Here is a 26,838-nt window from a genome sequence, read left to right as displayed (position 1 = left end):
GCTATCTCTCTTTGATAAACCTATCAATCAGCTGTCTCGAGATAGTAAATTTGGGTGGAATGGTAGGTAGATCATCAACGCTAAACCAATCCGCGCTTAAAATCTCTTCACCGTCAGGTGTGATTTCACCCTCACTATAATCAGCCATAAAGCCAAGCATAAACGAGTGCGGGAAAGGCCAGGATTGACTACAAACATATTCAATGTTTTTCACCTTAATGCCTACCTCTTCCATCACCTCGCGCTCAACCGCGTGCTCTGCAGATTCCCCCGCTTCGATAAAGCCTGCCAAGGTGCTATAACGCCCAGATTTAAACTTGCTGGAATGCGCCAAAAGGCATTTTTCACCGTTGCGAACCAAAACGATAATGCAAGGCGATAAGCGTGGATATTGATGATGTCCGCAGGATGGACAAACCTTGGCAAGATCCATCTCATCCATCATCAGTTCAGTTGCACAGCGTGGACAATACTTAAACGAAGCATGCCAAGTTACCACTTGAGCTGCAGCAGACAAAACTGCGAACTCATCTTCTGTTTCAGTCTTTGATAACGCTTCGCGTAAGCATGCCGACCTCTTAAGCTGTGACTTATCTAAATTTTTTAAAATCGCAACGCAGTAGAAACCTTCAGATACATTAGGAAGATCAAAACATATATCTATATTTAAACTTTCAAGTTCAGCATTGGAGAATAAAAATCTGTCGTTGTGATCACAAACCAACGATTCACCAATTGCCAAGAAATAGCTGGCATCTACCACACCCAAGCTTCACCTCCTTCTTATGCATTAAATATTTTCAACCGCACATTAAGTGGATTCACATTCACAAAAGATACAATTTTTTGTTTTATAGAAAACCTACCGACAATCGAATCCATCATTCTAATAAGGACCAACCAACACTCAGCATGATCAAAACGGTCCGATTAATAACTCATTCAACCAGTTTGAACTCAACCAAATAAGTCAAATAATACTACCAATAACGTTTTTCACAGAAAGCTTTAACACACCTTGTTTCTTTAGCTATAAGTGATAACTGACAACCATCAAGCCTCTGAGCCATCCAACCAACAGGTTGAGTTAAAGGGTAAGGAGGCCTAATCAGATCTGTCGTTATTTGATGAAATCCCACCCTGGAGTAAAAATTAGGATCGCCATAGGTTATTACCAAATTCACACCATTTAACTTTAGTCGCTCCAGACCAAATGCTATGAGTTGTTTACCAATTCCCTGCCCTTGGTATTTTGTAGCAACGACAACAGGGGACAATAAGAAAGCTTTGATATCATCCCTAATAAAGAAACGACTGAAGAAAATTGCCCCTATCAAGCAATCTTTATCTACTACAACAAAACCTAACAATTCATCAGCTGGTGTAAGGTCGATCAAATTAGTAACCAATGTTTTCAGAACTAGGCCTTCACCTTCGCCAGCAGAATCAGTGAATGCAGTTTGGTATAAATCAATAATATCTTCGGAATTTATAGACTGATAGTTTGATATTTCCATTTCAATCCTCAGGCATTGTTAAAACATTCAGTGAATCTCACAAAAATGATTATTTAAATCTGTTCCATACACTTGAAACAAGCTAACAATCTATTATGTATAGCGTGTTCCTGTGTAAGTAGGCAAAACCATCTCTAAGCAAATCTCATCACCTAAACTTTTACGAACTGAATTTTCAATTCTTTACACATTATTACATTGTTAACTGAATACAGATCTTTAGAATAGGCTTTCCCTACTTCTAAAGAATAAGATCGGACTTCCTATGTTTAAGAAAAATTATCTGGCTGTATTTATGCTTTGTGTGGCTGCTTTTCAAGTCAACGCTCAGGGTATGCCTGCTGAGGTAGTGACAGTCAAAACTCAAACACTGGATAAGAAGATCTCTGCCATTGGTACACTTCAAGCCAATGAATCTATTATGCTTCGTCCAGAACAAGACGGTCGTATAGAAAAGATTCTTTTTAAAGAAGGTCAGCAAGTTGAGCAAGGAACCCCGCTATTTAAGCTAGATAGCTCTATCTATGTGGCTGAGTTAAAAGAGGCACAAGCTCGAGTCCAATTAAGCAGAACAGATTATGACCGTGCTCGAAGCCTATTAAAGAAAAAAGTCGGCTCTGTCCAAGAACGTGACAGCACCTTAGCCCAACTTCGTGTCGATCAGGCTCAAGAAGCATTAGCTCAAGCACGTTTAGATAAGATGACCTTAAACGCCCCCTTTACCGGTTTTACAGGTTTGCGTTTGGTAAGCCCTGGCGATTATGTCAATCAGGGTGAAGATTTGGTCGAGCTTACTGATTTAAGCACAATGAAGTTAGATTTCCGTGTGCCTGAGATTTATCTATCCGAGCTACAGGCGGGCCGTCAACTTAACATCAAAGTCGATGCTTTACCGGGCGAACAAATCGCAGGTGAGGTATACGCGGTATCTCCAAGCTCTGACAGTAGCGCCCACAACATTCAGGTGCGTGCGCAAATTCCAAATACTGAAGGCAAATTGCGCCCAGGCCTTTTTGCGCAAGTTGACCTACTAGTCGATCAACAAACAACCGTGGTTATACCTGAACAAGCTATCATTCCTAAAGATGGCGGCTTTTTCGTGATGACAGTTCAAGAAGGTAAAGTGGCCATGACCCCAGTTACTCTAGGTCAGCGCCGTCCAGGTATTGTACAAATCATCTCAGGTCTTGACGAAGGATCGGTTTTGATTACCGCAGGACAAATTAAATTGTTCCCGGGCATGCCTGTAACACCGATCTTTACCGATGGCACACAGCCAGCTATAGCTGAACCGGCCCAAGAAGAAGCACAGGCTCAAGAAAATAAAACTGCAGGACAGGATAAATAATTATGATCCTGTCTGAAATCAGTATTAAACGCCCAGTATTAGCGACGGTAATGAGCATACTGGTACTACTGGTAGGTCTACTAGCTTATGATCGGTTAACCGTTCGAGAGTACCCAAAAATCGATCTACCGGTAATTACCGTTGAAACAACCTACCCCGGCGCCAGTGCATCGATAATTGAGACACAAGTTACTCAAATCATAGAAGACTCCCTATCTGGTATTGAGGGCATAGATTTTATGAACTCGATTAGCCGAACAGAGAAATCGCAGATCAGTATCACCTTCAAAATAGATCGCGATCCTGATTCTGCCGCGGCAGATGTACGAGATCGCGTAAGTCGTGTCATCGGTCAACTACCCGATGATATTGACCCACCGGTGGTGGCGAAAACAGAAGCCGATGCGCAACCTATTATCTGGCTTGCCTTCAACTCTGATCGCCATAACATCATGGAAGTATCGGATGTCGCCGACCAACAGGTGAAGGATCAGCTACAGACCGTATCTGGAGTGGCCAACGTTATTATCTTCGGTGAACGCAAATACGCAATGCGTATCTGGCTAGATCCTGCTCGTATGGCTGCGTTCAAGGTTATTCCTAGAGATATCGAAGAAACGCTTAGCCGTCAGAATATTGAGATTCCTGCTGGCCGTATCGAAAGTAAAGAACGTGAGTTCACTATACTTGCTAGAACCGACGTTAATGATATAGAAGCCTTTAAACAGCTAATTATTCGTAATGAAGATGGTTACCCTGTACGTATTCAAGATGTCGCAAGAGTTGAAATCGCACCCGAAAATGTTAGACGTATCACCCGCTATAAAGGTGAAAGCGCGGTCGCATTAGGTGTAGTAAAACAATCTACAGCTAACCCGCTAGATGTATCTTCGGGTATTCGTGAAAAATTAAACAAGCTTCGTCCTACATTGCCAGAAGGTATGAGTGTTGAGGTGGCTTATGACTCTTCAGTCTTTATCGATGAATCCATTCAATCGGTATATACCACGCTGATCCAAGCAGGCATATTAGTTGTTCTAGTACTGTTTTTCTTCCTACGTAATATCCGCGCAACCCTGATTCCGGTGGTTACCATCCCTCTCTCCTTAGTGGGTGCATTTGCGATGATGTACTGGATGGATTTCAGCATTAACACCTTGACCCTACTCGCACTGGTCTTAGCGATCGGTTTAGTTGTAGACGATGCCATTGTGATGCTGGAGAATATCTATCGACATGTAGAAGCGGGTGAAACTCCGATTCAGGCAGCCTTTAAAGGCGCTAAAGAGATTGGCTTCGCTGTATTAGCCACAACAGTAGTGCTGGTAGCCGTATTTGCACCTGTTGCCTTTTCTGAAGGGCGAACAGGCAAGCTATTTACAGAATTCGCCCTAACACTTGCCGGTGCAGTGGTAGTTTCAACCTTTGTGGCTTTGACCCTATCGCCGATGATGTCGTCGAGATTGCTAAAACATGAAACGCGACACAGTGCGATTTTTAATCTGATAGAAAGCTTTCTTCAAGGCATTACCAATCGTTATCAGGCGTTACTGAATAAACTACTGAGCTCTCGCCTACTCGCAATTGTTATTATGGCTGCGAGTTTTGGTGGCGCAGCTTACTTTTATACTCAGCTGCCTCAGGAACTCGCGCCTTATGAAGATAGAGGAACGATTCTAAACTTTGCTATCGCTCCTGATGGTGCATCGGTTGATTATATTGATCGCTATACACGCCAAATTGAAGCTACTATCAGCCAAACCCCAGAAACAGTCCGTTACTTTGCGGTGGTCGGGTTCCCGTCTGAAACTAATGCCATGGTGTTCCAAGGCTTAGAACGTTGGGAAGATCGTGATCGTAAACAGCAAGCAATTGGCCAAGAACAAACGCCGAAGCTATACGGCGGTATCCCAGGGATTATGAGTTTCTCTCTTAACTTACCGTCTTTGGGTCAGAGCTTTATTTCACGCCCGGTTGAATTTATCGTTAAAACCAATGGTACTTATGACGACCTGAAAGTGATCACCGATCAGTTGATGGCGAAGATCCATAATAATAAAGGCTTCGCTCAACCTGATTCAGATCTCAAACTTAACAAGCCCGAATTCCAGATCGATGTGAAACGCGATAAGTTATCCGAAATGTCCGTCGATGTTGCCGATCTGGGTCGAACCCTAGAAAGTTACATGGCTGGCCGCGAAGTCACTCGCTTTAAACGTGCTGGTGAACAGTACGAAGTTATCGTAAAAGTTGATGATCAACAGCGCCGTGATCCAAGCGACTTAACCGATCTATACATGCGCAACCAAAACGGCGAAATGGTTCAGTTCTCAAACCTTGTAGAACTTCGTGAAACCGTTGCACCACGAGAACTTAATCACTTTGATAAAGTTAAGGCAGTCAAGATACAAACCCAGCTAGCGCCTGGTTACAGTTTAGGTGAAGCGCTCAACTTCCTTGAGCAAAGCCTTCAAGAAATAGCACCACAAGCAACCTATGATTACACAGGCCCTTCCAGAGAATTCAAACAATCAAGCAGTAGTATGCAAGTGACGTTTGCACTGGCATTGATTGTCGTCTTCTTAGTACTGGCTGCTCAGTTTGAAAGTTTTAAAAATCCGATGATTATTATGCTATCGGTACCACCTGCGGTGTTTGGTGCACTTTTTGCGCTACATTTCAGTGGCGGCTCTCTCAGCGTATATAGTCAGATCGGTTTAATTACCCTTGTTGGACTGGTAACTAAACATGGTATTCTGATCGTAGAGTTTGCAAATCAGCTTCAAGATCAAGGGCGAGATCTGCGTAGCGCGATAATAGAAGCAGCATCTTTGCGTTTACGCCCTATACTGATGACCACGGGTGCAACAGTATTGGGGGCTGTTCCTTTGGCTATCGCTGTGGGCGCAGGTGCTGAATCGCGCCATCAGATCGGCTGGGTTATTGTTGGCGGTATGACATTCGGAACGTTATTGACCCTTTTTGTCATTCCTACCGTATATAGTTACTTAGGTAAGCGAACTTTCAAGGAAGTTCAGCCAGAACAAGTTTAAGGATATTTAAGTTTATGAATATAAAGCAGCTTTTTCAGGTTTCATGCCTTTCTCTGGCTGTCAGCAACGTTTCTGCAGGTGAATTAGCAGATATCTACCAACTCGCTTTGGCTAATGATCCACAGTTAAAAGCAGCACAAGCTTCATTTAACGCTGGCAAAGAGATCGAAATCCAAAATCGTTCTAGCTTATTGCCTAATGTTAATTTAAGCGCCAACACAACTACGATTGATTCAGATACAGCAGATTATAATAACCATGGCTACACCCTATCCCTTAGCCAACCGGTATTTAATGCGGCTTCTTGGTTTACCTTTAAACAGGGCCAAGTGATCTCTGAACAAGCTGCGCTGCAGTTTGAACTGGAACAGCAAACACTGATCAACCGTACCGTAGAAGCTTATCTTGGGGTTCTAAGGGCGAAAAGCGACCTACAAACATCTGAAGCTCAAGAGCGCGCAATCAAACGCCGCTTGGATCAAGTTAATGCTCAATATGATGTCGGCCTGATCGCAAATACCGACGTACAAGAAGCGCAGGCTTCATACGACAATGCTCGAGTAGCCCGTATTGCCGCAGAAGGTGATTTAGAAAATAGTTACGAAGCCTTGGAGCGCCTAACAGGCCAAGGGTTTGATACAGTAGGTCAATTATCTGAAGAGTACCCAATTGAAGAACCCGTTCCTGTGCAAGCCCAACCTTGGTTAGAAAAAGCTTGGCAAGGAAACTTGGCACTTCAACTTGCAGATCGTTCATCTGAAGCTGCACGCCAAGCTGCTAAAGCAGGCCGTGCAGGTCACTACCCAACTCTAAGCCTAACAGCCAATTACGATTACGATAACGGAACGGCTTTCAGTGATGAGAGTACTGATACCTCTTCTATCGGTTTATCGCTATCCGTACCAATCTATTCCGGCGGTTCAGTGAGTTCACGCAGTCGAGAACTGGAACAGCGCTTAATAGAAAATCAGTTTAACCGTGAAGACACCCTTCGCGAAGTGACTCAAACAACTCGAAGCCTATTACGTAATTTACGTACCGGCGCTTTAAGCGTTCAAGCGCTGAACCAGAGTATTAAATCTAGCCAAACCGCTTTAGAAGCTACTGAAGAAGGTTACAAAGTAGGTACGCGTAATGTGGTTGATGTACTTCAAGCGGAGCAGCAGCTTTATGCAGCGCAACGCGATTACGCCAATGCCCGTTTCGACTTTGTACAGAACCTCATCACCTTCAAGCAACAACTAGGCACACTTAACCCTGAAGATATAAATGAGCTCGACAGCTGGCTTAATTAATCAGCTATAACAATAACGGGTGCTAAAGCACCCGTTATTCGTTAAGGGCCTGTATGGGTAAATGAATATTTAATCTATTCATAAATTATAGATATAGTTAGTTGTAAGCATCAAAAAGCTGCTAACTAAATCAAGCGCACCTAATTTAATCCAATTTGTACCTAGGATTACCGTTTCTCAAAGGAGCTAGTTTTGAAACAGATCATTTTAGCCACACTTCTTACCGCTTTTGCAACGACGCCCTTCACAGCTAATGCTAACGAGAAACCTTTACCTGCCGTGTTAGTACATAAGATTCAAACTTCAGATTTAACCCCAACTTTTAAACTCGTTGGTCGTATTGAAGCAACTCAAAGAGTGAATCTATTAGCGCGCGTATCTGGCTTTTTAGAAGACCGCTTGTTTACAGAAGGTCGCGATGTCGAAGCTGATCAGGTGCTATTTAAGGTAGAAAAAGCTAACTATGAAATCGCGCTAAAGCAAGCTGAAGCTGATCTAGCTTCTGCCAGAGCAGGATTAAAGAATGCGCAAACCAACCTCAATCGTGTAAGCCAGCTACGCAAACGCAAAGCAGCTTCGCAATCTCAAGTCGATCAGGCGGTAGCAGACCGAGATCAATCCCGCGCACAAGTTTTAAAAGCAGAAGCCGGATTAAAGAAAGCAGAACTCAACCTTAGTTATACCGAGATTAAATCACCATTTAGTGGTCGTATCGGTAAAGCGAATTTTTCTGTAGGCGATTTGATCAGCCCTGAAAGCGGCGTATTAGCTACAGTGGTAAAAATCGATGAGGTCTATGTCGAAATGGCAGTGAGTGAAAAGCTGATGCTAGACGCGCGCCGTAAAGGGATAGATTTAGATAACCCTCCCGTTGCACCTCGTTTGATTTTGTCCGATGGCAGTGTGTATGAAGAACAAGGTCGGTTCGATTTTATCTCCCCCGAAGTAGACCCGAACACCGATACAATCACGCTCCGCGCTAGTTTCGAAAACCCTAAATACCTGTTGTTACCAGGTGAATTTGTACACGTTGAAATTAAGAGGAAACAACCGGAAATAGGCATTCAAATCCCGCAATCTGCCGTTCAACGTGATCGTGATGGCTACTTTGTACTTGAGGTTAATCAGCAGAATAAAGTGACGGTTACCCGGGTAGAAATGGGGCCTCAAGTCGAAGGTAAATGGCAAGTTCTCGAAGGTCTAGATCAAGGTGATCTGATCATCACTGAAGGGCTGCAAAAGGTTAAACCGGGCATTCAAGTTAATGCGGTAGCGGAGTAAACCATGTTCTCGATTTTCTTTATCAATCGGCCTAAGTTTGCTCTGGTCATATCCATTGTGTTGATGATTGCCGGTGGATTGGCGATCTACGGTCTACCCGTAGCTCAGTTCCCAGATATCACACCACCAAAAGTACAGGTCAAAGCTAAATACCCAGGCGCCAATGCCGAAGTGGTTGAACAAGCCGTGGCTACGCCTATCGAGGCTCAAGTCAACGGTGTAGACAATATGCTGTACATGTCCTCTACATCAGCTAACGACGGTAGCTATTCTTTAGATATCACGTTCGCAGTCGGTACTGATCCTGATCAAGCAGCCATCAATGTACAAAACCGTGTGGCTTTAGCCGAAGCGTCTTTACCGCAAGAAGTTGTTCGCCAAGGCGTAACAACTAAGAAACAAGCAACTAACATGCTATTGGTGATTAACCTATATTCACCTGAAAATACGTACGACGAACTATTTTTAAGTAACTACGCAACGCTATATGTACAAGATGCTTTGGCGCGAATTAATGGTGTAGGCTCTGCCTCCCAGTTCAGCCCAATGGATTACGGTATGCGAGTTTGGTTAGACCCTAACCGCCTAAAAGCGCTAGGGCTTTCACCTAAAGACGTAAGCAACGCTATCTCTCAACAAAACATCCAAGCATCTGTAGGTATTATTGGCCAACCACCGCTTACACAAAACCAACAGTTCCAATACAACCTACGCGCTAAAGGCCGCTTAGAATCAGTAGAAGAGTTTGAGAACATCATCCTTCGCACGGGTGACAACGGCGCTTCTGTTCGTCTACGCGACGTGGCAAGAGTAGAACTAGGTTCACAAAGCTACAGCGCCTCTTCCATTATGAATGGCAACCCAGCAGCGACCGTAGCTATCTATCAAAGCCCAGGAGCAAACGCACTGGAGGTTGCTGATAATGTCTATGCTGAACTTGAACGTCTAAGTGAGCGTTTCCCTGATGATATGGAATACGCAATTCTCTATGACACAACGCTTTCAGTAAAAGCGTCACTGCAAGAAGTAGTCGAGACTCTATTTATTACCTTTGGTTTGGTAGTACTGGTTACCTTCCTATTTCTTGCAGATTGGCGCGCTACTCTGATTCCATCAGCCACCATTCCAGTTTCATTGATCGCAACTTTTGCTGTGCTTTCGGTACTCGGCTTTAGCATCAACACCATCTCTCTATTTGCCCTAATCTTGGCAATCGGCATTGTGGTAGATGATGCAATCGTTGTCGTTGAAAACGTCAAACGTCATATGCAAGAAGGCTTGTCAGCCAAAGAAGCAACCACTGTCTCGATGAAAGAAGTTATCGGACCAGTGATCGCGACAACCCTAGTACTGCTAGCTGTATTTGTCCCTGTAGCCTTCATGCCAGGTATTACCGGTAAATTGTATACCGAGTTTGCGGTTACTATCTCTGTAGCAGTTTGCTTCTCATCACTAAATGCCCTGACGCTCTCCCCTGCGCTTTGCTCACTTCTTCTAAAACCAGCTACTGAACCGACTGGAGTATTTAAAAAATTCGATCAGTTAATCGACTGGACTCGTCGAGGCTATGTAAAGAAAGTTAACTTCCTAAATAAACGTTTACTGTTAAGCATGGGGCTGATGGCTGCTATGGGAGGTGGTGTTTACCACATGTTCAGCACCACGCCCACGGGCTTCCTTCCTTATGAAGATAACGGCGCCTTCTTTGTTAACGTCCAGCTACCTGATGGAGCTTCACTTAACCGTACCGACGAAATAGTCGCCCAGATCGACAAAATACTTGAGGAACAGCCAGGCGTAGAAAACCGTATTGGTATCAAAGGCTTTAGTATCTTAGGTGGTGCAGCACCAAATGCTGCACTAGCAATTCCCGTGCTATCCCATTGGGATGAGCGTACTGCGCCCGAAATGGTGTGGTACAAAATTCTAAGAGAGCTCAATCAGAAGTTAGCGGCGATTCCAGGTGCCAATATTATGGCCTTCCCTACCCCACCGATTCCAGGTTTGGGTAATGCGGCTGGTCTAGAAGCAATCCTGTTGGATCTTAAAAATGGATCGCCTCAGGAACTTGCTCGCGCGACGAATTCACTCATCTTTGCAGCGAACCAGAAAGCAGAGTTTGACCGTGTTTACTCCACCTATTCTGCCAATGTTCCGCAATTAGAATTAGTAGTAGATAGAGACAAAGCGCTCTCCTTAGGTGTTTCAATGAGTGACCTGTTTGGGACGTTACAATCTCAACTTGGGACTCAGTATGTTAATGATTTTAATATATTCGGCCGCAACTACCGCGTTATGCTGCAAGCGGATTCTGAATTTAGAGACAACATCGACGATCTAAACAGCTTAAATGTTAAGAGCAATCAAGGCCATTTAGTTCCAATCAGCGCACTTGTAGAAGTAAAACCGGTTCTTGGTCCGCAATCATTAACTCGTTATAATCAATCACGCTCTGCAGCTATAACAGCCACACTTGCTCCAAGTATAGCGACGGGAGACGCCATCTTGCTCATGGAACAGCTCGCTAAAGACACTTTGCCCGATGGTTATGTCCTTGAATGGACAGGTAGTACCCAACAGGAACAAGAAGCGGGCGGCTTTGTCATTATTATCATATCGCTGGCTATTCTATTCGCTTACCTATTCCTCGTTGCACAATATGAAAGCTGGACCATTCCTGTAGCAGTCATGTTATCTATTACTGTCGCAATTTTAGGCGCGATTCTTCCTCTTTGGCTGATCCCGGGTTTAACCAACAACCTATATGCTCAAATAGGTATGGTTATGCTAATTGGCCTTGCTAGTAAATCAGCCATTCTAATTGTGGAATTTGCTAAGCAATTGCGAGAAGAAGGCAAAGGAATTATCGAAGCAGCTAATGAAGCGGCAAACCTGCGTTATCGTGCTGTCCTAATGACGGCATTCTCTTTCATTCTAGGTGTAATGCCTTTGCTAACGGCTTCTGGTGCAGGTGCTGCTAGTCGTATATCTATAGGTTTTGTTGTGTTTGGCGGTATGCTTCTTGCGACAGTGATCGGCATATTCTTTATTCCAGCCCTATTCGTAGCAATGCAGACCCTACGTGAAAAAGTTAAAGGAAAATCTACATCAGACAATGCCCAACCAGGAGATTCTGCATGATTAAATTTTTAATCGCGGGCTTTACAGCTCTGCTTCTAGCCGGCTGCCAATCCAAGCCGACCATGCCTAAAGGTGCTCTAGTCTGCGAAGAACCACGCCCGCAAATGTGCACGATGGATTACACACCTGCTTGCGGCCATCATTCAGACGGTAAAACCAAAACCTATTCCAACAGCTGTTCTGCTTGTGCTAGAACTGAGGTCAGCTTTGTTGTAGCTGGTGAATGTAAGAAATAAGAAAAATTTTATTGGGTGAGGAAGCCCCGCTTACTCACCCAAGCTCTCTTTTCACACCCAAATCCCGAACAAATTAAAATCAACTAGACTGTTAGATGTTATGCACCATATAACTGGCGAAAAGACATGGAACAGCAGGGATCAGGCTTTAGATTCTTTTTCTATCTGATTGGCTTCAGCGCTATCTTTCTAGCGTTTATCTATACCTCCGTTTTTTCCTACCAACAATATGCCAATTTACGCGCTGATTTAACCACTGCCAGCAACAACAACGACATTCAGCTACGTGCTGCTATGGCCATGCGGGCTGCAGTTCGAGAAAGAGCAATTCTTCTCTGGCAAATGACCTTGCTTGAAACCCCAGAAGACCGCAAACAGTTATTTAATACGTTTTATAGTCAGGGTAGTGAATATCACAAATCGCGTTTAACTCTTTTAAACACTGAGCTAGATCACCCTGAACAAAGTATTCTTGCCAAGCTAGATAAACAAGCTGCAAATAGAACTCCGGAATTACGAACATTCTCAGAGCTACTGACAGATAATCGTGTTCAAAATTTTCGTTTAGAACTAAGCAAAGTACTAAAAGACAAAACCACTATTGCAGGTTTTCTGGATCAATTTATCACATTGCAACAAGTGCAGAATGAAGATATTTGGCAAGACTCTGCTCACAAAATGGAAGGACTACTGTCTGAACTGATCACAAGGATGGTACTGATAATATCGGGAGGCTTTTTGTTTGCCGTCTATGTCATGGTTACGGCCTCGAAGCAGAACAAAATGATTAGAATAGCCAATCAAGAGCTTCGCCATTTAGCCTGTCATGACAACCTAACCGGCCTCCCCAATCGACGTTTTCTACTTCACCAACTTGATATTGTTCTCGCCGCAGCAAAACGTAAGCAACATAAGGTAGCCATCATCTTTATTGATCTTGATGACTTTAAACCGATCAACGACACCTATGGTCATGACGCAGGAGATTTGTGTCTTCAAGACGTTTCAAACAGAATATCCAAAGTGATCAGGGGCTCGGATATGTTGGGCCGATTAGGTGGCGATGAGTTTTTACTTATATTGTCAGAAATAGAATCCTCCACACAAGCTATCGCCGTAATTCAAAAGATACTAGGAATTATTAGTGAAGACTTTCCCATAGGAGAAAGCACTACAAACCTATCTGCCAGCATAGGTTTATATATCTACTCTTTAGAGGATATAAATGCAGAAGAAGCTATTACCTTAGCTGACAAAGCAATGTACCAAGCCAAAAAGATGGGTAAAAATCAGTTTTATATTATTTAATAATCAACATACCCCCTAACGAAAGAATGAGCACTTCTGATCTATATTGATACCCCCCTCAGAACTGCTAAAATTGCGGCCCTGATTCTTAAGGTGCTCATCATGTCTGATATTTCTTCACTATCTCAACTTCTTCGCCAGAGTGGCGGTCAAGTCCGTTTTTTCGATATGGGCCGTCGTGTACAAAAACTCTCGACAGAACAATTTGAAAAGATAGAGAATCAACAAACACCTTACCCCTATCCATATTTACAGCACGCATGGATAGCATTGATGATCTGGAACCCTAAGAATAAAGAGCAAGGTGCGGCTTGGTTTCTAAAACTGCCTTTAGATGAACAAGGCTTTTTAATTCAAGCAGTCCGCGATGACCTACTTAGCCGCTTACTTAAGAATGCAGGTGGCATCCTTCAGCATGAAAAAACAGGTGAGATGCCAGAGGATGCTTTGAAAGATAACCCCTTCTCATTTAAGCCTGATCAGGAAAAAATGGCACTATTCCATGCCTATTCAACGCTGGCATCAAGTGAACCTGCTTCACAATACTATGAACATGCAGAACAGTATTTTTCGGGGCAAATCGGTTTTGATAACTGGCAATCCCTAGGGTATCAAGGTATTGCTGATCTGGTTGTTCGCCATGAAAAAAGTAATAACAGCAAGCGGTTAGCAAAAGCGATCCCGCTACTACCGGATGTGCCTTTCGAAGTACTGTGTACCTGCGTGGAAAGCATTGAACCTGATCACCAACTGTTTGAAGCACTAAGTTTACGTGCGGAACAAACTTTAGATCGTGGAACAGCGAGCGCCAATCACATCGCAGCCATTACTCGCGGCATCTCAAATGCACGTAATACGCCTAGAAAACAAGAGATCATCAATAAGATTCTTAAAAGCGATTATGCTTTAGAAGCGGAAGTAATCGTTTCAATAGCAACGCGTTGCCACGAAACGCTACAGGAGCCAGCTACACTTCACTTATTTTTAGAAAAGCTGGCCATTGGTAAAGCAGGCCAAGCAGGCTTCTCTCGCGTATTGTCTGATCTGATGTTTATGCCTGCACTACGTGCACTTATCTTAATGCAATTCCGTAACGAAGACCGTAGCGAAGCCCTAAGCCAAGCCATTGGCGAAATGTTCGGTTCTAACTTTAAGTAATCTTTACACGGCTGAAATTGTCTGCATGAGCCAAAGACGTTTCAGCCATTTTACCTTCCGGTAGTTTCTCCTTATTTTTCATAAAGCTACCAACAAATCGTCCAGCATAAACTGATTTTCTATCTATACTAAACCTACGAATATGTTTGACGAATATCTTTGACGAATAACGAAGGCATTCTGATGAATGTTCGCTAAAGTGATGTTGGATACGCAAAATAACCTATAACTTGGCCCATTGAGCTTTATAGTCGTATTGGTTAGATACTAAAAAGTATTGTTTGCCTCAGTTCTAACACTTTAATATTTCTAAAATTATTCTTATAAACGTATAATTAGTATGGGTATTAGGCAGATCCGTTTTCGAAGCTTGTCCCTATAGCGCCCCGGTAGTGAGAGAAGATTAGTATTCATGGAAACATCTAGTTTTACAGGTCTAATTAACAACGTTGCTTTACTGCTTGCAATGGGGATCGTTTACGATTCACTTGGTCTGCAAAACATTCGGCATCGCTTACTTCGTGACAGCGTTTCTGGTGTATTAGTTGGGCTGCTTGCTATGGCAGTCATGTTAACCCCTTGGGAATTAGAACCAGGCGTATTTTTTGATGCTCGCTGGGTGTTAATTAGCTTATGTGGCCTTTTCTTTGGAATCGTCCCGACCTGTATAGCTGTAGTCATGGCTGTCAGTCTACGTATTTTTCAGGGAGGAGCAGGCATTTATGTCGGCTCAGCCGTTATTATTTTTTCAGCCGCTGTAGGATTATCTTGGCGTTATCTAAGTGATAAATACCAACAACCTCTCAATTGGTGGCGCTTGTACCTCTTAGGCTTATTGGTACAAGTCGTTGTACTCGGTCTCATCCTATTTATGCCTGCCGAATTGCGTTTCAAAATAATTGCTGCGATTGCACCCACTATTCTAACGTTCTACCCGATCGGTACGATGTTACTTGGGCTTATTCTTCGCAGGCAACAAGATCGACGAAAAGCAGAACGGGAGGTGCTCATTAGCCGTCAAAAGCTCAATCGAGAACGAGGTCTACTAAAAGGCCTAATTGACGCGTTACCCGACCATATTTTTATAAAGGATACACAAGGTAAATACCTTGGCTGTAATACCGCCTTCCAAGATTTCACGGGTAAAAGCGAAGACGAAATTACGGGTCGGACTGACTATGAGCTATTTTTAGAGGCTCAAGCAGTTAAAAATAAACAAGAAGAAAATGATGTTATCGAACAACTAAGTTCAAATAACCAAGAACAATGGAGTGACAATCAATCAGGAGAACCAATTCTATTAAACACACTCAAAATGCCCTTTTGGGATACGGATGGCAAACTGCAAGGTCTGGTTGGTATAAGCCGCGACATAACCGAAGAACGCAAGGCCCAAGAACATATATTGACCCTCTCTCAAGCCATAGAACAGAGCCCTGTCTCTGTTGTGATTACTTCTCTTGATGGCGAAATTGAGTACGTTAACTCAACCTTTGAGAATGTCACGGGTTACAAAAAAGAAGAGATTCTTGGTCAAAATTCTAGAATTCTAAAGTCTGGCCGCACACCAATCGGTCGCTATGCAGAGTTATGGCAACATCTTATTCAAGGTAAAGCATGGCGTGGAGAATTCCAAAACCAACGAAAAAACGGAGAAATTTTCTGGGAACAAGCCCATATTGCCCCAGTCTATGATGCTGAAGGTAAAACTAAACATTATCTGGCCGTTAAACAGGACATCACGCAACAAAAAGCTCAAGAAGAAAAGATTCTTCATCAAGCGCACTTTGATAGTTTGACCAACCTACCTAATCGTTTCTTATCCTTGAACCGTCTGGAAACCATGCTCTTAGAAGCAAGAAGAAAGAAGCACTCCGTCGCTGTTCTTTTTCTTGATATGGATGACTTCAAAAAAGTCAATGACACCCTAGGACATGCCACTGGTGATAAGATTCTTATTGAAGCAGCCAAACGATTAGAACAATCGGTCAGAGAAACTGACACCGTTGGCCGTTTGGGTGGCGATGAATTTATTGTATTACTTAATCATTTAGAAAGTGCTGAACAAGCTCAACCTATAGCTCAAAATCTAGTTTCCCAATTCCGCAAAGCACTAAATGTGGATGGCCGAGAGATCATGCTGACCATGAGTGTCGGGATCTCGGTTTACCCGAGTGACGGAACTGATCCTGCAGAACTGCTACGTAATGCCGATTCGGCAATGTATCACTCTAAAGCTCAAGGTCGTAATAGCTACCACTATTTCACAGAAGAGATGAACATTGGAGCAGAACGCCGATTATTGTTAGAAGAGCAATTACACAATGCCCTTGATCGCAAGGAACTACATGTTCTTTATCAGCCGGTGATCGACCTTAAAACACAACAAATTGTCGGTGCAGAAGCGTTGTTACGTTGGAACTCTCCAACATTAGGAAATATACCACCTTCTGAATTTATTCCCGTTGCCGAAAACACCGGTTTAATCGTAAACATCGGTAAGTTTGTACTTAAGGAAGCGATGCATCAGAGCAGTCACTGGATCAAAACATTGCTGCCGCAATTCCATATTGCTATCAACCTATCACCGCGTCAGTTTAGAGACCCTCAATTGATCGACTACATCACTGAACAGATGACAACACATCAAATTCTCGGCTCTAACCTAGAGCTAGAAATTACCGAAGGTGTATTAATGGCACAACACGCGGATATTGATGAAGCGATTGCAAAACTCAATGAGCAAGGCGTCAGCATATCTATGGATGATTTCGGTACTGGATATTCCTCCCTCAGTTATTTGAGAAGTTATCCATTTGACACCCTCAAAATCGATCGTAGTTTTATCAGTGATATCTCTGTCGACCCTGCCGATTTAGAGCTAGTTTACGCCACCATCGATATGGCTCACGGCCTTGGTTTAAAAGTTATTGCGGAAGGGGTAGAAACTCAAGAGCAGATGAATTTACTACAGAATAAACACTGCGATATGGCCCAAGGTTACTATTTTAGTAAACCCGTCACACCCGATGTCTTTGAAACCATGCTAACTAAACAAGTTAAACAGCCTTGTAGTTAGCCATTATTCAGCAGGCTGCAATCTTGTCTGCGTCTGCTGAAAAATCTTTCCCACGAGCACAATCATAATCGAGCCAATCAAAACTGGTGTTACTAGAAAGGCCCACCCCTGACTGGATAACATAATTAAGATTGGATTAGCACCCGCCGGCGGATGTGTTGTTTTACTCAACAACATAGCACTCACACCAAGTCCTGTCGCAATGGCCAGAGTTAGCGGATTCACTTCAAGAAACTGGCTAAAGAAAATGCCGATAAAGGCAGTAATCAAATGTCCTAAAATCACATTTTTCGGCTGGGCCAAAGGGCTATGCGGCACCCCAAATACCAGCACAGCAGTTGCCCCAAAAGGCGCCATTAAAAACGCAATGTCTTTAAATGATGTTTCCAGCAGGGCTAACAAACCTATAGCAACAGCAGCGCCAAATCCGGCAACGATGGATGTAGTGATCTGCTTCATATTAACCTCAATAAAAAGTGAAATTTTTCAGCAAAGAAGTGACTGATTTTTTCAGTCACCTCCCCTTTACGAGTACCGATAAATAGAGCCTATAGGGTCGGCTCCATTTCAACCTTGTGGCGATTAAGAAGAAATTTGTTGGAAACGTGATCGACAGAAAGTACACCACCTCCGTAGATAATAATTTGCGCAAGCACGAGTCCCCAGATGTAATGTAGATACAGTGCTGCTGGTGCAATTTCTACCAAACTAATCACAGCAACTACATTCACAAAAAATAAACCCACAGCAGAAAAGCGTGTCAAAATACCAGTGACTAGCAAAATCGGTAAAATCAGCTCGCCTAAAGTGCCCAAATAAGCCGCTATTTCAAAAGGTAAAAATGGAACCTGATACTCCTCTTCAAACAGATATAAGGTCGTATCCCAATCCTGGATTTTGGTCAGACCGGCATTAAAGAACACCTGCGCTACATAAAAGCGAGCAATTAACGATACAAGATCATGTGTTTTAGCCAATTTACCTTCTCCAGCTAAATAACCTTTATAAAACTTACTAACAATAGAAATCATCTCTCAAACCTCTCAAAAACCTTTAATAACTGAATCTCGGTTTACTTGATGGCAACCAACCATTGCTGGCTTATCGCCTGTTCAATCCAGCTAACAAAATCAATCTCTTGGTGCTTACCTAATAAGCGCTCAACACTCATGCCTGCCAGAACATCTTTAAACCACGCATATTCTTGAACCGTTAGCGTTTTAAGACGTGCGTGATAATCCTGTTGAAATACCATTGAATAATGAGGAGCCGAATTTCCCACCAGCAAGCGATAAAGCTCACCTTCATCGACCTCACCGCCCTCTGGTACCTGATGTAAATTCCATAATTCATACACAGGAAAATGGCTTTCCATGACCTGTAAAGTCGGCGATAGATGAAGTGAGACAGCGTCCAAATCACTTTCAGTTAAACTAGAAAGTGTCTCAACTTCTATGTGCGTAACCTTTTCTCTCGCGGCCTGATATACAAACCACTCTAAACGGGCGACCTCCGACAGATAGGCATGATCATCAGCCAGAGGACTTTCTGAGATGAGCGCGGGCAACATCACACCCCAATCCGCCCAATCCCCTGTATTAGGTAACTCTTTTTTAAGTAACTGATCGGTAAAAGCGATAATCGTCTCATTACCCACCATTTTCTCCAGTACTGGATACTTCAAGGAGATCGCTCTTGCCGCAGTCATCAGGAGATTATTCTGATAAATTTTTAACCCCTGACTTATTCGGTCAGTCGCTGTATCACTTTCATCTTTCGAAAAAATTAACGTCATCAATGCTGCTTGACGACGAACGAGCAATGTAGAATCAGACAGCATAAGAGAGCCTCCCAGTGTCATAGTGAACTTCCGTGGAGATAGATCTCGCTTTTGTAGCTTGATCAAGCAGTGTGCTCCAAGAAGGCAAATTATTATCCCATTCGATTAGGGTGGTAACTGCACCAAACAAGGCAACCGCATCGCGATAGAGCAACCAACATTCAGGTGATACTGGCTGACTGTGATCATCAATGATCAATTCACCCTCTTTCACTTTGGTGAAACCTGCCAGATGGATCTCGCCCACAGCATTAGCAGGGATTTCTCGTAACCACTTTCGGGCTACAGTTAATGGCTTTTGATCACTAAAATTGCGCGCATTTACTAGCAAATTGTTGAGATCCACCAATAAGCCACATCCCGTTTTATCTACCAGTTGAGATAGAAACTCGGTTTCACTCATATCAGAAAAGTTGAATTCCACATAAGCAGATAAGTTCTCAACTAAAATCTGACGCCCTAATAACTGCTGGACCTGATTCACGTTATCAACCATTACCTGCAAGCTCTGTTGCGTAAACTCAAGAGGTAGAAGATCCCCAGCATGCACAGATTTTCCATTGATATTGCTCCAAGTGAAGCAAGCGTGGTCGGAGATCAATATGGGGTTAATCTGCTGTGACAGTTGCTTTAAACGTTGCAGATAATCTCCGTTAATACCCACGGCTGAACCTAAGCCCATGGAAGTCGAATGCAGACTGATTGGATATTGAAGGGCTATATCACTCAACAACTCAGGTAGCATTCCACCTTCGGCAAAAAAGTTCTCCGCATGTATCTCCACAAAATCAATGGAAGATGTCCCTAGTAACGCCTCCTTATAGTGAGGGTGACGCAACCCGACTCCAATCTTTGATAAACCTCGTTCATCGCTATTATTAGCTGTGCTTAAACTGGACATCTTCTCTCTCCTGATTAAACCTTATGAGTTCTGCTGAGCTTCCTGATAACGCTTCTTAGCTTCAGCTTTCAGTAGCCCACCCATATCTTTACAAGTACCTTTAGCGACTAACTTCCACTCACCTGGGTCGTTATCCACTTTGGATTGGCCCGCACAAGAGTGTGTACCTGCCAAGTTGCCACAATCGTTCTGTCCAGCTAGTGCAACTCCGTAGCATTTCTCTTTACCGCCGGCATGAGCTGCAGGCACAGTGGCGATAGAAGTCAGAGCAACGGCTAAGGCTGCTGTAGCAATTCGTTGTTTATTATCCATTTCACTTCTCCAGTTCTTTCTGAATTGATAAATGCTGTGCAACCCACTCATCAAGTTGCTTTAATGGCATCGATCCCACCTGCTGATCCAACGCCTTATCTTTTGCCAAGAGTACTAACGTGGGAACCGCTCTAATCGTGAATTTCGCAGCTAACTCCTGCTGCTGATCTACATCCACTTTTAAAACTTTAAGTTCACCGGCATATCGCTCTGCCAAACTATTAATCACAGGAATCATCTGCTGGCAGGGACCGCACCATTTAGCGCTGAACCAGATCAGCGCTAAAGGTTGCGAGTACTCATGTCCATTTTCTGAAAACGTAAGTCTCGACTCAGGCATAAGAATTAGTCTTCAGCGTTCGCTGCAGCTACAGACAGATCTTCAATACCCGCCCAAATACGGTCTGCAGTTTTTAGGTTACCAGGTACATCTGTAAGCCATTTTTTCTGAACATCTTTGTTCAAGTTCAGGTACAGCTTGCCGTTTTCGATGTGGAACGCTTGTGGATCAACATCTAACTTTTTGTTTAGCGCAACACCCATTGCGCAGTAACCACCATATTGAGGCGCGTATTTGTCAGCATTGGCGTTAAATAGGTCACGGTTTTTAGCACTTGCGAAACGGTAAATTGCCCCATCATGCGTAGCGGTAAATTTTGCAGAGCCTTCAACCGCTTTATCGTTAGTGAAGTAAGCAACAGGGTCATAACCATGAATAGCAACATCGTTAGTGCCAATATTTACAGAGGCCGCAAAGCTCATGCTACTTAGAAGAAGTGCGCCGGCTGCTGTTGCTAATTTCAAAGTCTTTGTAAATTTCATTTCTTTTTCCTCGGTTAATGGTTTAATGAACACTCATACATATTGGTAAATATGTTGCGCTGTTCTTGAGATATAGATTACGGGGAACTACCGAGGGAAAGGCCGCTCTAAATCCAGCAAAAAGAGCCAATCGTCCAAAGAAGGAGGTTATATGGATACACTGAGCAAATTACTACAAAACCTAGAGATCAATGCCGAGGTTTTTTTCAGTGGTAGCCTCTGCGGTATCACCGGCTTTGATGACGACAAGGAATCTGGATACTTACACTTTCTAGAATCAGGGTCGTTAACACTGACGACTGATGAAGGTCACATCATTGAGTTACATACAGGTGATGTAATTTTTTTCCCGAGCGGAACCAACCACAAACTTACAATAGCTCCATCAGAAGATGCCAAACTGGTTTGTGCCACAGTTAAGCTCCCTCCGGCTCATCAAAAGTTGTTAGCTAACTATCTCCCTAAATTTCTCTGTCTCCATATAGAGGAAGCAGGTTCGATTTCAAACACAGCTCATCAAATCTTTGCAGAAGCATTTGACGAGCAACACGGCAAACAATTAATAATCGACCGATTGTGCGATGTATTTATGGTGCAAGTACTTCGTTATGTTATTGATAATGGGACAGTTGAATTAGGCTTAATAGCGGCCGACTCTCATCCTCTGCTTCACAAGTTAATGCAACAGATCAAAGATAAACCAGAATATGAATGGACAGTTGAAGAGATGGCAGAAAGCGCAGCAATGTCTCGCTCTAAGTTTGCAGCCCTCTTTAAAGATACGGTTGGACAAGCACCGATGGAGTATGTAACCGGACTAAGAATGGCGTTGGCCAAAGGGTTACTTAAAAATAATCGCCCCGTGGGCCTAGTTGCCAACCAGGTAGGCTACGAAAATTCCTCCTCATTAGCCAAAGTGTTTAAAAAGCACTTTGGTGTGACACCTAAGCAATGGGTAAAAAGCTATTTAAATCCCAAATAATCAGGCTGGCATATAAACGCCACCTATAATAAATTGGAACTTGCAGTCGCAATTTGTACCTGAGTCGCAATGAACCTTTTAGATATACTCAATCAACAACCACAAGGTATTGCAGAACTAACTGTGGATGAAGGTCACTACCTGTTCTTCAATCGTAAAGAGTTAGAGTTTCGTGGTTTATCTGAAAGTACATTAAAAAACTGCTCCATATTCGACCTGTTTAATCAAGAACAAGCTATACAGCTAAAGGCGCTATTTAAACAGTGCTCTCAAACCACTACTGACCAACCCGCTTATTTTTACTATCAACGAGACAATCAACATTTCGAGATGCGCTTAGTAAAACATGGGGAGAATATCTTAAGCACCCTTTCTGATGTTACCTCGCAGCAAGAGATGAAAGCTCAGATTGAGCAAGACCAAGAAACAATCAAGTGCCTAGACGATGCTGTTAATGGAGCCAATATAGGTTGTTGGGACTTCTACCCACAACAAGGCAAAATCATCGCTAATAAAACTTGGGTCACTCAAAAGAGATATAGAGATGAAGAGTTCAGAGAAGACGATGCGCTATTTTCTGAAGTCATTAATGGTCTTGAGCGCTGGTCCTCTATCGTTCACCCCGAAGATCTAGAGCCAACGGTTGAATTAATCGAAAAACACCTTAATGGTGAAACCGAAATTTACGACGCAAAATTCCGTATGATCTGTGGCGATGGGAAGTGGCGCTGGATACATGATGTCGGCCGAGTATTCCTCAGAGATGATGAAGGAAATGCCATTCGTATGAATGGGGTACATATAGATATTACTGAGGCCCGTACCCTAGAAGAAAAAATTGAAAAACTTGCAGTCACCGACGCGCTAACCGATCTATTTAACCGCCGTAACTTCCAATACTTATCCCAGGCAGCCCTAGAGCGCGCCAAAAGACAGAAAACTTACTTTTGCTTACTGATACTCGATGTCGACCATTTCAAAGCGTATAACGACACTTATGGTCACCTGAAAGGCGATGATGTCCTTAAAAAAATCAGCCAAGCACTTAAAGATAATATCCGACAAGGAGAGGACTACTGCTTCCGCGTCGGTGGAGAAGAATTTGCCGTTGTATTCACCCAAGAAAGCAAAGAGTCAGCAGATATTTTTGCCAATCGCATTCGACTAGAAATAGAGAAATTAGAGATCCCTCATAAGGAAAACACCGCAGCTCCCTATATCACTGTATCCATGGGCTTATCCTGTACACAAACGCTCACCGATAAAACCCAGATCAGCGATCTCTACCAACGAGCGGATAAACATTTATATCAAGCTAAAGAAAATGGCCGCAACAGTTTAGTTAGCCAGTCGTATTAGAATCGATAAACAAATTTATTGCTTTGCCCTTCCCAACATCTGCTTTCCAACGATAACAATCATAATCCCACCCAAAACTACTACAGAAGCGATAACTAAACGCAACGTAATCTCTTCACTAGCAAAGACAACACCACCTACTGCAGCAATCACTGGAACAAGCAACTGAACAACTGCAGCTTGAATAGCTGATAAATAGCCTAAAGCCTGATACCAGATCGCGTAGCCAATACCAGAAGCAAGTGCGCCGGAAAGAATTGCCAACCATATCCCTTCACTAGATAAAGACATATCATGTAAAGTGACTAAAGCAAGAATAAGAACAAAGGGCAGTGTACGTAAAAAATTAAAGGTCGTATCCCCAAGAGGATTAGTAGAACCTTTGCCCGCTAGCGTGTAAAAACCCCAAGCCACGCCCGCCATCGTCATTAGACCAAAGCCAACAACCGAGGGGGTCGCTAAGCTCGGGAATATCAAATAAACAAACCCTGCAAACGCAACGATGGTTCCTGCCCATTCCATTGCATGAAGTTTATTTCCTTTAAACATATTAATAAGAATGATGGAGATCTGTACTGAACCAAATAGCACCAAAGCGCCTATTCCTGTCTCTAAGGTGATATAGCCATACGAGAATGTTATAGCGTAAGCAAAAAGATAAAACGCGCCTTTCCAACTACCTTTAGCGGTATTTGTTTTACCTCTGTGCATGAAGCTGAATATAGCTAACAGCATAACAATCCCTGAAAGTAATCGAATTGTTGTAAAACTCGCTGCATCTATAGCCTCATCCCCTAGCGCCAAACGACACAACACAGAATTACCAGCAAAAGCTATCAAAGCTATTGACGTATATAGAAAGACTTTAAGGGCCTTTACATCGTTCTTAATCATGACTTACACATCCAGAACTTAAAGTCAGATCACCATACCATGGAAATTCACTAGAGTTATCTATGTAAGATTCTATTTTTTGAATTGCACTACCGTTCTGTATTCCTACAAATAAACCATGCATTCTGACTACATAAAATTTCCACGCCCCCTCAAATAAATGATATAACATAACCCATTATTTTTTAGATCAATTGTTTGAGGAAAGCATGGCAATAACAAAAGAAGAGCTCTTCAATGCTAGTTCTGAGGACTATATGAATGACAGCCAATTGGAGTTTTTCCGAGAGTTCTTAGAACAACAAAAGCAAGAAACCATCGCACACATTCAAAACGCACAAGCACAATTGAATGAACGTCCTGAGATGAATGATGATGCGGACCGCGCACAATATGAAGAAGAATCTCGTATTGCCCTACGTATTGTCGACCGCGAAAGTAAGTTACTTCCCAAATTCGATACCGCCCTAGCCCGCATTCGAAATGGCGAATATGGCTACTGCTTAGAATCTGGTGAAGAGATCGGTATTAAACGCCTACTACTCCGCCCTACTGCAGAGTATTGTGCAGACATCAAAGCGGTCCGTGAATCGAATGAGCGTTTATTTCGCGAATAAATAGTAATATGGCTGGCTACTCAAATTAAGCTAAAAATGAATTAGCTCAACACCAAGAAATGTCGGTTGATCTACTCCTATATTTAAAAATAGCTATCACCGCCTAAGCACTTAATAACACTGCCGATTTCGACCTGGCCCTCACACGATCAATTCGCTATCGGCACCTCAACTAACTTAACAAAATAAATTTAATGGTTTATCAATAGCAAAGATCACAAGGCCATTACCAAACGAAACCTCTTTAGATACTCTTTAACATCAGAAATTAAAGCTGCCAGAAACCACTTTGGATTTGACCGAACATGACGATCGCGCACTTACCGCGATCAGGAATTTCCATTGGAGGAACTGCAATCACTGCGCCTGATTGCTCAGCATCACTTACAGCCTTTTAAATATCAGAGACTAGATAGTAAGGCCGTGTTGTAGGTTCTTCGGCATCATGCATAGGCATCCTAATACCGAGGGTACTTCCGTCAGCTAAAGTAATGGTTCTAGCATTACCTAGTTCGGCGATGGCATCACCAAACGATACATTTAGTGTTTTAGAATAGATTTGCAAATCTTATCCACTTCTGAAGTCACAATTTCTAAATAGTGAACTTGATGATTAGCTTTCATAGTGATTCGCCAGTTTAACGCCGCCAGCATGCGCATAGTAGGCGTCAAATATTTTTTGTCAGAATTTAAGGTCAACGAAGCCCATGAATTTCACTCTTGAAGCGTTTAATAATTTCTATAGTAATATCTAATAACCCAGAACTTGGACTTGGACGCATTGAGTTTGCAAAAGGGTTCATTGTTTCAATAAGATCTGCTTCTATATTCAGAATTTCGTCCTTCAAAATATCTGGCGTTGAAACCCAGATGATATGAGTTGTACCTTTCTTTCTCAGAGCTCGCGAAAAATGTTTATCAAGTCCTTTTCTAGGATACTGATTTAGTGCAAGACGCATTAATTCAGCGTTATTTAGATTAGGCTGTGAATCAGCCCACATAAATATTCGTTCGTCTTTTAGTTCTTCAAGAATTCGAGCTTTCAGGGAGCTTGTTTTTCCTGAGCTAGCCTTTCCTAGGTAGATAGTTCTCCAAAGACTATTTTTCTCGTAATTACCCCAAATATAAAAACCTTGTTGAATTGGAATGTTGCTAGTTAGCTTGGTAGCAAGCGCCGCATATTCTCTACCTGTTTTTCCTTGGCCATCAATAGATTGAAAACATGGATCATGATTAACATGTTGGTAAAGGGAGTCTAAGGTGATATGCCCCGATTCCATATATTTTCCATTCTGAGTTTGTTCTAACGCTTAGCTAAGTGGCGCGCAAAGCGCGTCATATTTGAGCTGCTTGTTATACATTCTTCTTATAACCTTTTTTTACACTATAAAAACCAGATACAGCTATAAAAATTAAGCAACTGTAATAAGTAACACTTTTACTAATCGCTTCTTGAGGGTCATACGGAGCCCAATCTTTAACGAACCCATACCAAGAAGAAATAAAACAATACAGAAACGAAATATATAAGACTGGAAACACAAGAATTACATATTTACCTGCATCAAACCTACTTTGAAAATAAAGATGAAAGACAGAGTACGTTAAAAGTAATGTTCCTAAAATCATTTCACCGAGGTTGTTCGAAGTATAAAAACCACCGCTAAATATGCTTCCCTTCAAACATACAAGGAT

The 26,838-nt window shown here is 42.8% G+C and carries 24 protein-coding genes; 12 read left to right on the top strand and 12 right to left on the bottom strand.

From position 1 onward, the window contains the following. Position 1: 1 nt before the first annotated feature. Together nudC and ACMXYS_RS07750 are read right to left on the bottom strand one after the other, a co-directional pair. Complete coding sequence (gene nudC / locus ACMXYS_RS07755) at positions 2–763, bottom strand: NAD(+) diphosphatase (protein WP_415898241.1); 762 nt, start codon at positions 761–763, stop codon at positions 2–4. A 217-nt stretch (positions 764–980) separates the two neighbouring features. Next, the gene (locus ACMXYS_RS07750) at positions 981–1,517 is read right to left on the bottom strand and encodes a GNAT family N-acetyltransferase (RefSeq protein WP_415898153.1); all 537 of its coding nucleotides are present in this window, start codon (positions 1,515–1,517) and stop codon (positions 981–983) included. A gap of 265 nt (positions 1,518–1,782) precedes the next feature. Here ACMXYS_RS07750 and ACMXYS_RS07745 point away from each other — a divergent pair, with 265 nt between their 5' ends. The 9 genes from ACMXYS_RS07745 (at position 1,783) to ACMXYS_RS07705 (ending at position 17,416) form a co-directional block, all read left to right on the top strand. After that, entirely contained in the window at positions 1,783–2,865 is a 1,083-nt protein-coding gene (locus ACMXYS_RS07745; protein WP_415898152.1) for an efflux RND transporter periplasmic adaptor subunit, read from the top strand. 2 nt (positions 2,866–2,867) lie between these two features. After that, positions 2,868–5,918: an efflux RND transporter permease subunit gene (locus tag ACMXYS_RS07740; protein ID WP_415898151.1), complete on the top strand. Its 3,051-nt coding sequence runs from the start codon at positions 2,868–2,870 to the stop codon at positions 5,916–5,918. Between the two features lie 14 nt (positions 5,919–5,932). Beyond that, on the top strand, positions 5,933–7,213 hold the full coding sequence (locus ACMXYS_RS07735; RefSeq protein ID WP_415898150.1) for a TolC family outer membrane protein: 1,281 nt from the start codon (positions 5,933–5,935) through the stop codon (positions 7,211–7,213). A gap of 192 nt (positions 7,214–7,405) precedes the next feature. Beyond that, positions 7,406–8,494, top strand: a complete 1,089-nt coding sequence (locus ACMXYS_RS07730; protein ID WP_415898149.1) for an efflux RND transporter periplasmic adaptor subunit — start codon at positions 7,406–7,408, stop codon at positions 8,492–8,494. A 3-nt stretch (positions 8,495–8,497) separates the two neighbouring features. Beyond that, entirely contained in the window at positions 8,498–11,635 is a 3,138-nt protein-coding gene (locus ACMXYS_RS07725) for an efflux RND transporter permease subunit (protein WP_415898148.1), read from the top strand. Beyond that, positions 11,632–11,871: a hypothetical protein gene (locus tag ACMXYS_RS07720; protein WP_415898147.1), complete on the top strand. Its 240-nt coding sequence runs from the start codon at positions 11,632–11,634 to the stop codon at positions 11,869–11,871. Before ACMXYS_RS07725 ends, ACMXYS_RS07720 begins: the two co-directional genes overlap by 4 nt. A 126-nt stretch (positions 11,872–11,997) precedes the next feature. Beyond that, positions 11,998–13,179 carry a diguanylate cyclase domain-containing protein gene (locus tag ACMXYS_RS07715; RefSeq protein WP_415898146.1) on the top strand — a complete coding sequence of 394 codons (1,182 nt, stop codon included), beginning with the start codon at positions 11,998–12,000 and terminating at the stop codon, positions 13,177–13,179. Positions 13,180–13,281: 102 nt separating this feature from the next. Next, on the top strand, positions 13,282–14,337 hold the full coding sequence (locus tag ACMXYS_RS07710) for a DUF3549 family protein (RefSeq protein ID WP_415898145.1): 1,056 nt from the start codon (positions 13,282–13,284) through the stop codon (positions 14,335–14,337). A gap of 412 nt (positions 14,338–14,749) precedes the next feature. Beyond that, positions 14,750–17,416: an EAL domain-containing protein gene (locus ACMXYS_RS07705; RefSeq protein ID WP_415898144.1), complete on the top strand. Its 2,667-nt coding sequence runs from the start codon at positions 14,750–14,752 to the stop codon at positions 17,414–17,416. 3 nt (positions 17,417–17,419) lie between these two features. Here the strand turns inward: ACMXYS_RS07705 and ACMXYS_RS07700 are convergent, their stop codons facing one another. The 7 genes from ACMXYS_RS07700 to ACMXYS_RS07670 all read right to left on the bottom strand — a co-directional run bounded on the left by ACMXYS_RS07700 (position 17,420) and on the right by ACMXYS_RS07670 (position 21,291). Continuing rightward, positions 17,420–17,875, bottom strand: coding sequence for an HPP family protein (locus tag ACMXYS_RS07700; protein WP_415881946.1), 456 nt, complete (start codon positions 17,873–17,875; stop codon positions 17,420–17,422). A gap of 89 nt (positions 17,876–17,964) precedes the next feature. Then, on the bottom strand, positions 17,965–18,447 hold the full coding sequence (locus ACMXYS_RS07695; RefSeq protein WP_415898143.1) for a DoxX family protein: 483 nt from the start codon (positions 18,445–18,447) through the stop codon (positions 17,965–17,967). Positions 18,448–18,488: 41 nt separating this feature from the next. Next, positions 18,489–19,256, bottom strand: a complete 768-nt coding sequence (locus tag ACMXYS_RS07690; RefSeq protein WP_415898142.1) for a putative DNA-binding domain-containing protein — start codon at positions 19,254–19,256, stop codon at positions 18,489–18,491. After that, positions 19,246–20,157, bottom strand: coding sequence for a DUF692 domain-containing protein (locus tag ACMXYS_RS07685; protein ID WP_415898141.1), 912 nt, complete (start codon positions 20,155–20,157; stop codon positions 19,246–19,248). Before ACMXYS_RS07685 ends, ACMXYS_RS07690 begins: the two co-directional genes overlap by 11 nt. Positions 20,158–20,178: 21 nt before the next feature. Beyond that, positions 20,179–20,469, bottom strand: coding sequence for a DUF2282 domain-containing protein (locus ACMXYS_RS07680; RefSeq protein WP_415881950.1), 291 nt, complete (start codon positions 20,467–20,469; stop codon positions 20,179–20,181). A gap of 1 nt (position 20,470) precedes the next feature. After that, positions 20,471–20,809: a thioredoxin family protein gene (locus ACMXYS_RS07675; RefSeq protein ID WP_415881951.1), complete on the bottom strand. Its 339-nt coding sequence runs from the start codon at positions 20,807–20,809 to the stop codon at positions 20,471–20,473. Positions 20,810–20,814: 5 nt separating this feature from the next. After that, positions 20,815–21,291, bottom strand: a complete 477-nt coding sequence (locus ACMXYS_RS07670) for a YHS domain-containing (seleno)protein (protein WP_415881952.1) — start codon at positions 21,289–21,291, stop codon at positions 20,815–20,817. A 151-nt stretch (positions 21,292–21,442) separates the two neighbouring features. Here ACMXYS_RS07670 and ACMXYS_RS07665 point away from each other — a divergent pair, with 151 nt between their 5' ends. Further along, positions 21,443–22,273, top strand: coding sequence for an AraC family transcriptional regulator (locus tag ACMXYS_RS07665; protein ID WP_415898140.1), 831 nt, complete (start codon positions 21,443–21,445; stop codon positions 22,271–22,273). Between the two features lie 69 nt (positions 22,274–22,342). After that, entirely contained in the window at positions 22,343–23,632 is a 1,290-nt protein-coding gene (locus ACMXYS_RS07660) for a diguanylate cyclase (protein ID WP_415898139.1), read from the top strand. 15 nt (positions 23,633–23,647) lie between these two features. Here ACMXYS_RS07660 and ACMXYS_RS07655 read toward each other — a convergent pair whose 3' ends face one another. After that, entirely contained in the window at positions 23,648–24,526 is an 879-nt protein-coding gene (locus ACMXYS_RS07655) for a DMT family transporter (protein WP_415898138.1), read from the bottom strand. A gap of 209 nt (positions 24,527–24,735) precedes the next feature. On the opposite strand from ACMXYS_RS07655, the gene dksA reads away from it, so the two are divergent. Next, the gene (dksA, locus tag ACMXYS_RS07650; protein WP_415898137.1) at positions 24,736–25,143 is read left to right on the top strand and encodes an RNA polymerase-binding protein DksA; all 408 of its coding nucleotides are present in this window, start codon (positions 24,736–24,738) and stop codon (positions 25,141–25,143) included. A gap of 394 nt (positions 25,144–25,537) precedes the next feature. On the opposite strand, the gene ACMXYS_RS07645 is transcribed toward dksA, so the two are convergent. Continuing rightward, positions 25,538–25,708 (bottom strand): hypothetical protein, encoded by a 171-nt coding sequence (locus ACMXYS_RS07645; RefSeq protein WP_415898136.1) that lies wholly within the window; start codon positions 25,706–25,708, stop codon positions 25,538–25,540. A gap of 130 nt (positions 25,709–25,838) precedes the next feature. Continuing rightward, positions 25,839–26,423 (bottom strand): hypothetical protein, encoded by a 585-nt coding sequence (locus ACMXYS_RS07640; protein ID WP_415898135.1) that lies wholly within the window; start codon positions 26,421–26,423, stop codon positions 25,839–25,841. Positions 26,424–26,838 lie beyond the last annotated feature (415 nt).

Origin of the sequence: Neptuniibacter sp. QD57_21 (assembly GCF_047778075.1) — a bacterium.
In the GTDB taxonomy this organism is placed as follows: Bacteria; Pseudomonadota; Gammaproteobacteria; order Pseudomonadales; family Balneatricaceae; genus Neptuniibacter.
This window is presented reverse-complemented; position numbering and strand designations above follow the sequence as displayed.

Excerpts from the sequence above, each read along its gene's own strand:
- ACMXYS_RS07745 (WP_415898152.1), top strand. The coding sequence starts at position 1,783 with ATGTTTAAGAAAAATTATCTGGCTGTATTTATGCTTTGTGTGGCTGCT.
- ACMXYS_RS07710 (WP_415898145.1), top strand. The coding sequence starts at position 13,282 with ATGTCTGATATTTCTTCACTATCTCAACTTCTTCGCCAGAGTGGCGGT.
- ACMXYS_RS07660 (WP_415898139.1), top strand. The coding sequence starts at position 22,343 with ATGAACCTTTTAGATATACTCAATCAACAACCACAAGGTATTGCAGAA.
- ACMXYS_RS07700 (WP_415881946.1), bottom strand. The coding sequence starts at position 17,875 with ATGAAGCAGATCACTACATCCATCGTTGCCGGATTTGGCGCTGCTGTT.
- ACMXYS_RS07705 (WP_415898144.1), top strand. The coding sequence starts at position 14,750 with ATGGAAACATCTAGTTTTACAGGTCTAATTAACAACGTTGCTTTACTG.
- dksA (WP_415898137.1), top strand. The coding sequence starts at position 24,736 with ATGGCAATAACAAAAGAAGAGCTCTTCAATGCTAGTTCTGAGGACTAT.
- ACMXYS_RS07665 (WP_415898140.1), top strand. The coding sequence starts at position 21,443 with ATGGATACACTGAGCAAATTACTACAAAACCTAGAGATCAATGCCGAG.
- ACMXYS_RS07750 (WP_415898153.1), bottom strand. The coding sequence starts at position 1,517 with ATGGAAATATCAAACTATCAGTCTATAAATTCCGAAGATATTATTGAT.
- ACMXYS_RS07685 (WP_415898141.1), bottom strand. The coding sequence starts at position 20,157 with ATGTCCAGTTTAAGCACAGCTAATAATAGCGATGAACGAGGTTTATCA.
- ACMXYS_RS07720 (WP_415898147.1), top strand. The coding sequence starts at position 11,632 with ATGATTAAATTTTTAATCGCGGGCTTTACAGCTCTGCTTCTAGCCGGC.
- ACMXYS_RS07725 (WP_415898148.1), top strand. The coding sequence starts at position 8,498 with ATGTTCTCGATTTTCTTTATCAATCGGCCTAAGTTTGCTCTGGTCATA.
- ACMXYS_RS07680 (WP_415881950.1), bottom strand. The coding sequence starts at position 20,469 with ATGGATAATAAACAACGAATTGCTACAGCAGCCTTAGCCGTTGCTCTG.
- ACMXYS_RS07715 (WP_415898146.1), top strand. The coding sequence starts at position 11,998 with ATGGAACAGCAGGGATCAGGCTTTAGATTCTTTTTCTATCTGATTGGC.
- ACMXYS_RS07640 (WP_415898135.1), bottom strand. The coding sequence starts at position 26,423 with ATGGAATCGGGGCATATCACCTTAGACTCCCTTTACCAACATGTTAAT.
- ACMXYS_RS07740 (WP_415898151.1), top strand. The coding sequence starts at position 2,868 with ATGATCCTGTCTGAAATCAGTATTAAACGCCCAGTATTAGCGACGGTA.
- ACMXYS_RS07695 (WP_415898143.1), bottom strand. The coding sequence starts at position 18,447 with ATGATTTCTATTGTTAGTAAGTTTTATAAAGGTTATTTAGCTGGAGAA.
- ACMXYS_RS07690 (WP_415898142.1), bottom strand. The coding sequence starts at position 19,256 with ATGCTGTCTGATTCTACATTGCTCGTTCGTCGTCAAGCAGCATTGATG.
- ACMXYS_RS07670 (WP_415881952.1), bottom strand. The coding sequence starts at position 21,291 with ATGAAATTTACAAAGACTTTGAAATTAGCAACAGCAGCCGGCGCACTT.
- ACMXYS_RS07655 (WP_415898138.1), bottom strand. The coding sequence starts at position 24,526 with ATGATTAAGAACGATGTAAAGGCCCTTAAAGTCTTTCTATATACGTCA.
- ACMXYS_RS07675 (WP_415881951.1), bottom strand. The coding sequence starts at position 20,809 with ATGCCTGAGTCGAGACTTACGTTTTCAGAAAATGGACATGAGTACTCG.
- ACMXYS_RS07735 (WP_415898150.1), top strand. The coding sequence starts at position 5,933 with ATGAATATAAAGCAGCTTTTTCAGGTTTCATGCCTTTCTCTGGCTGTC.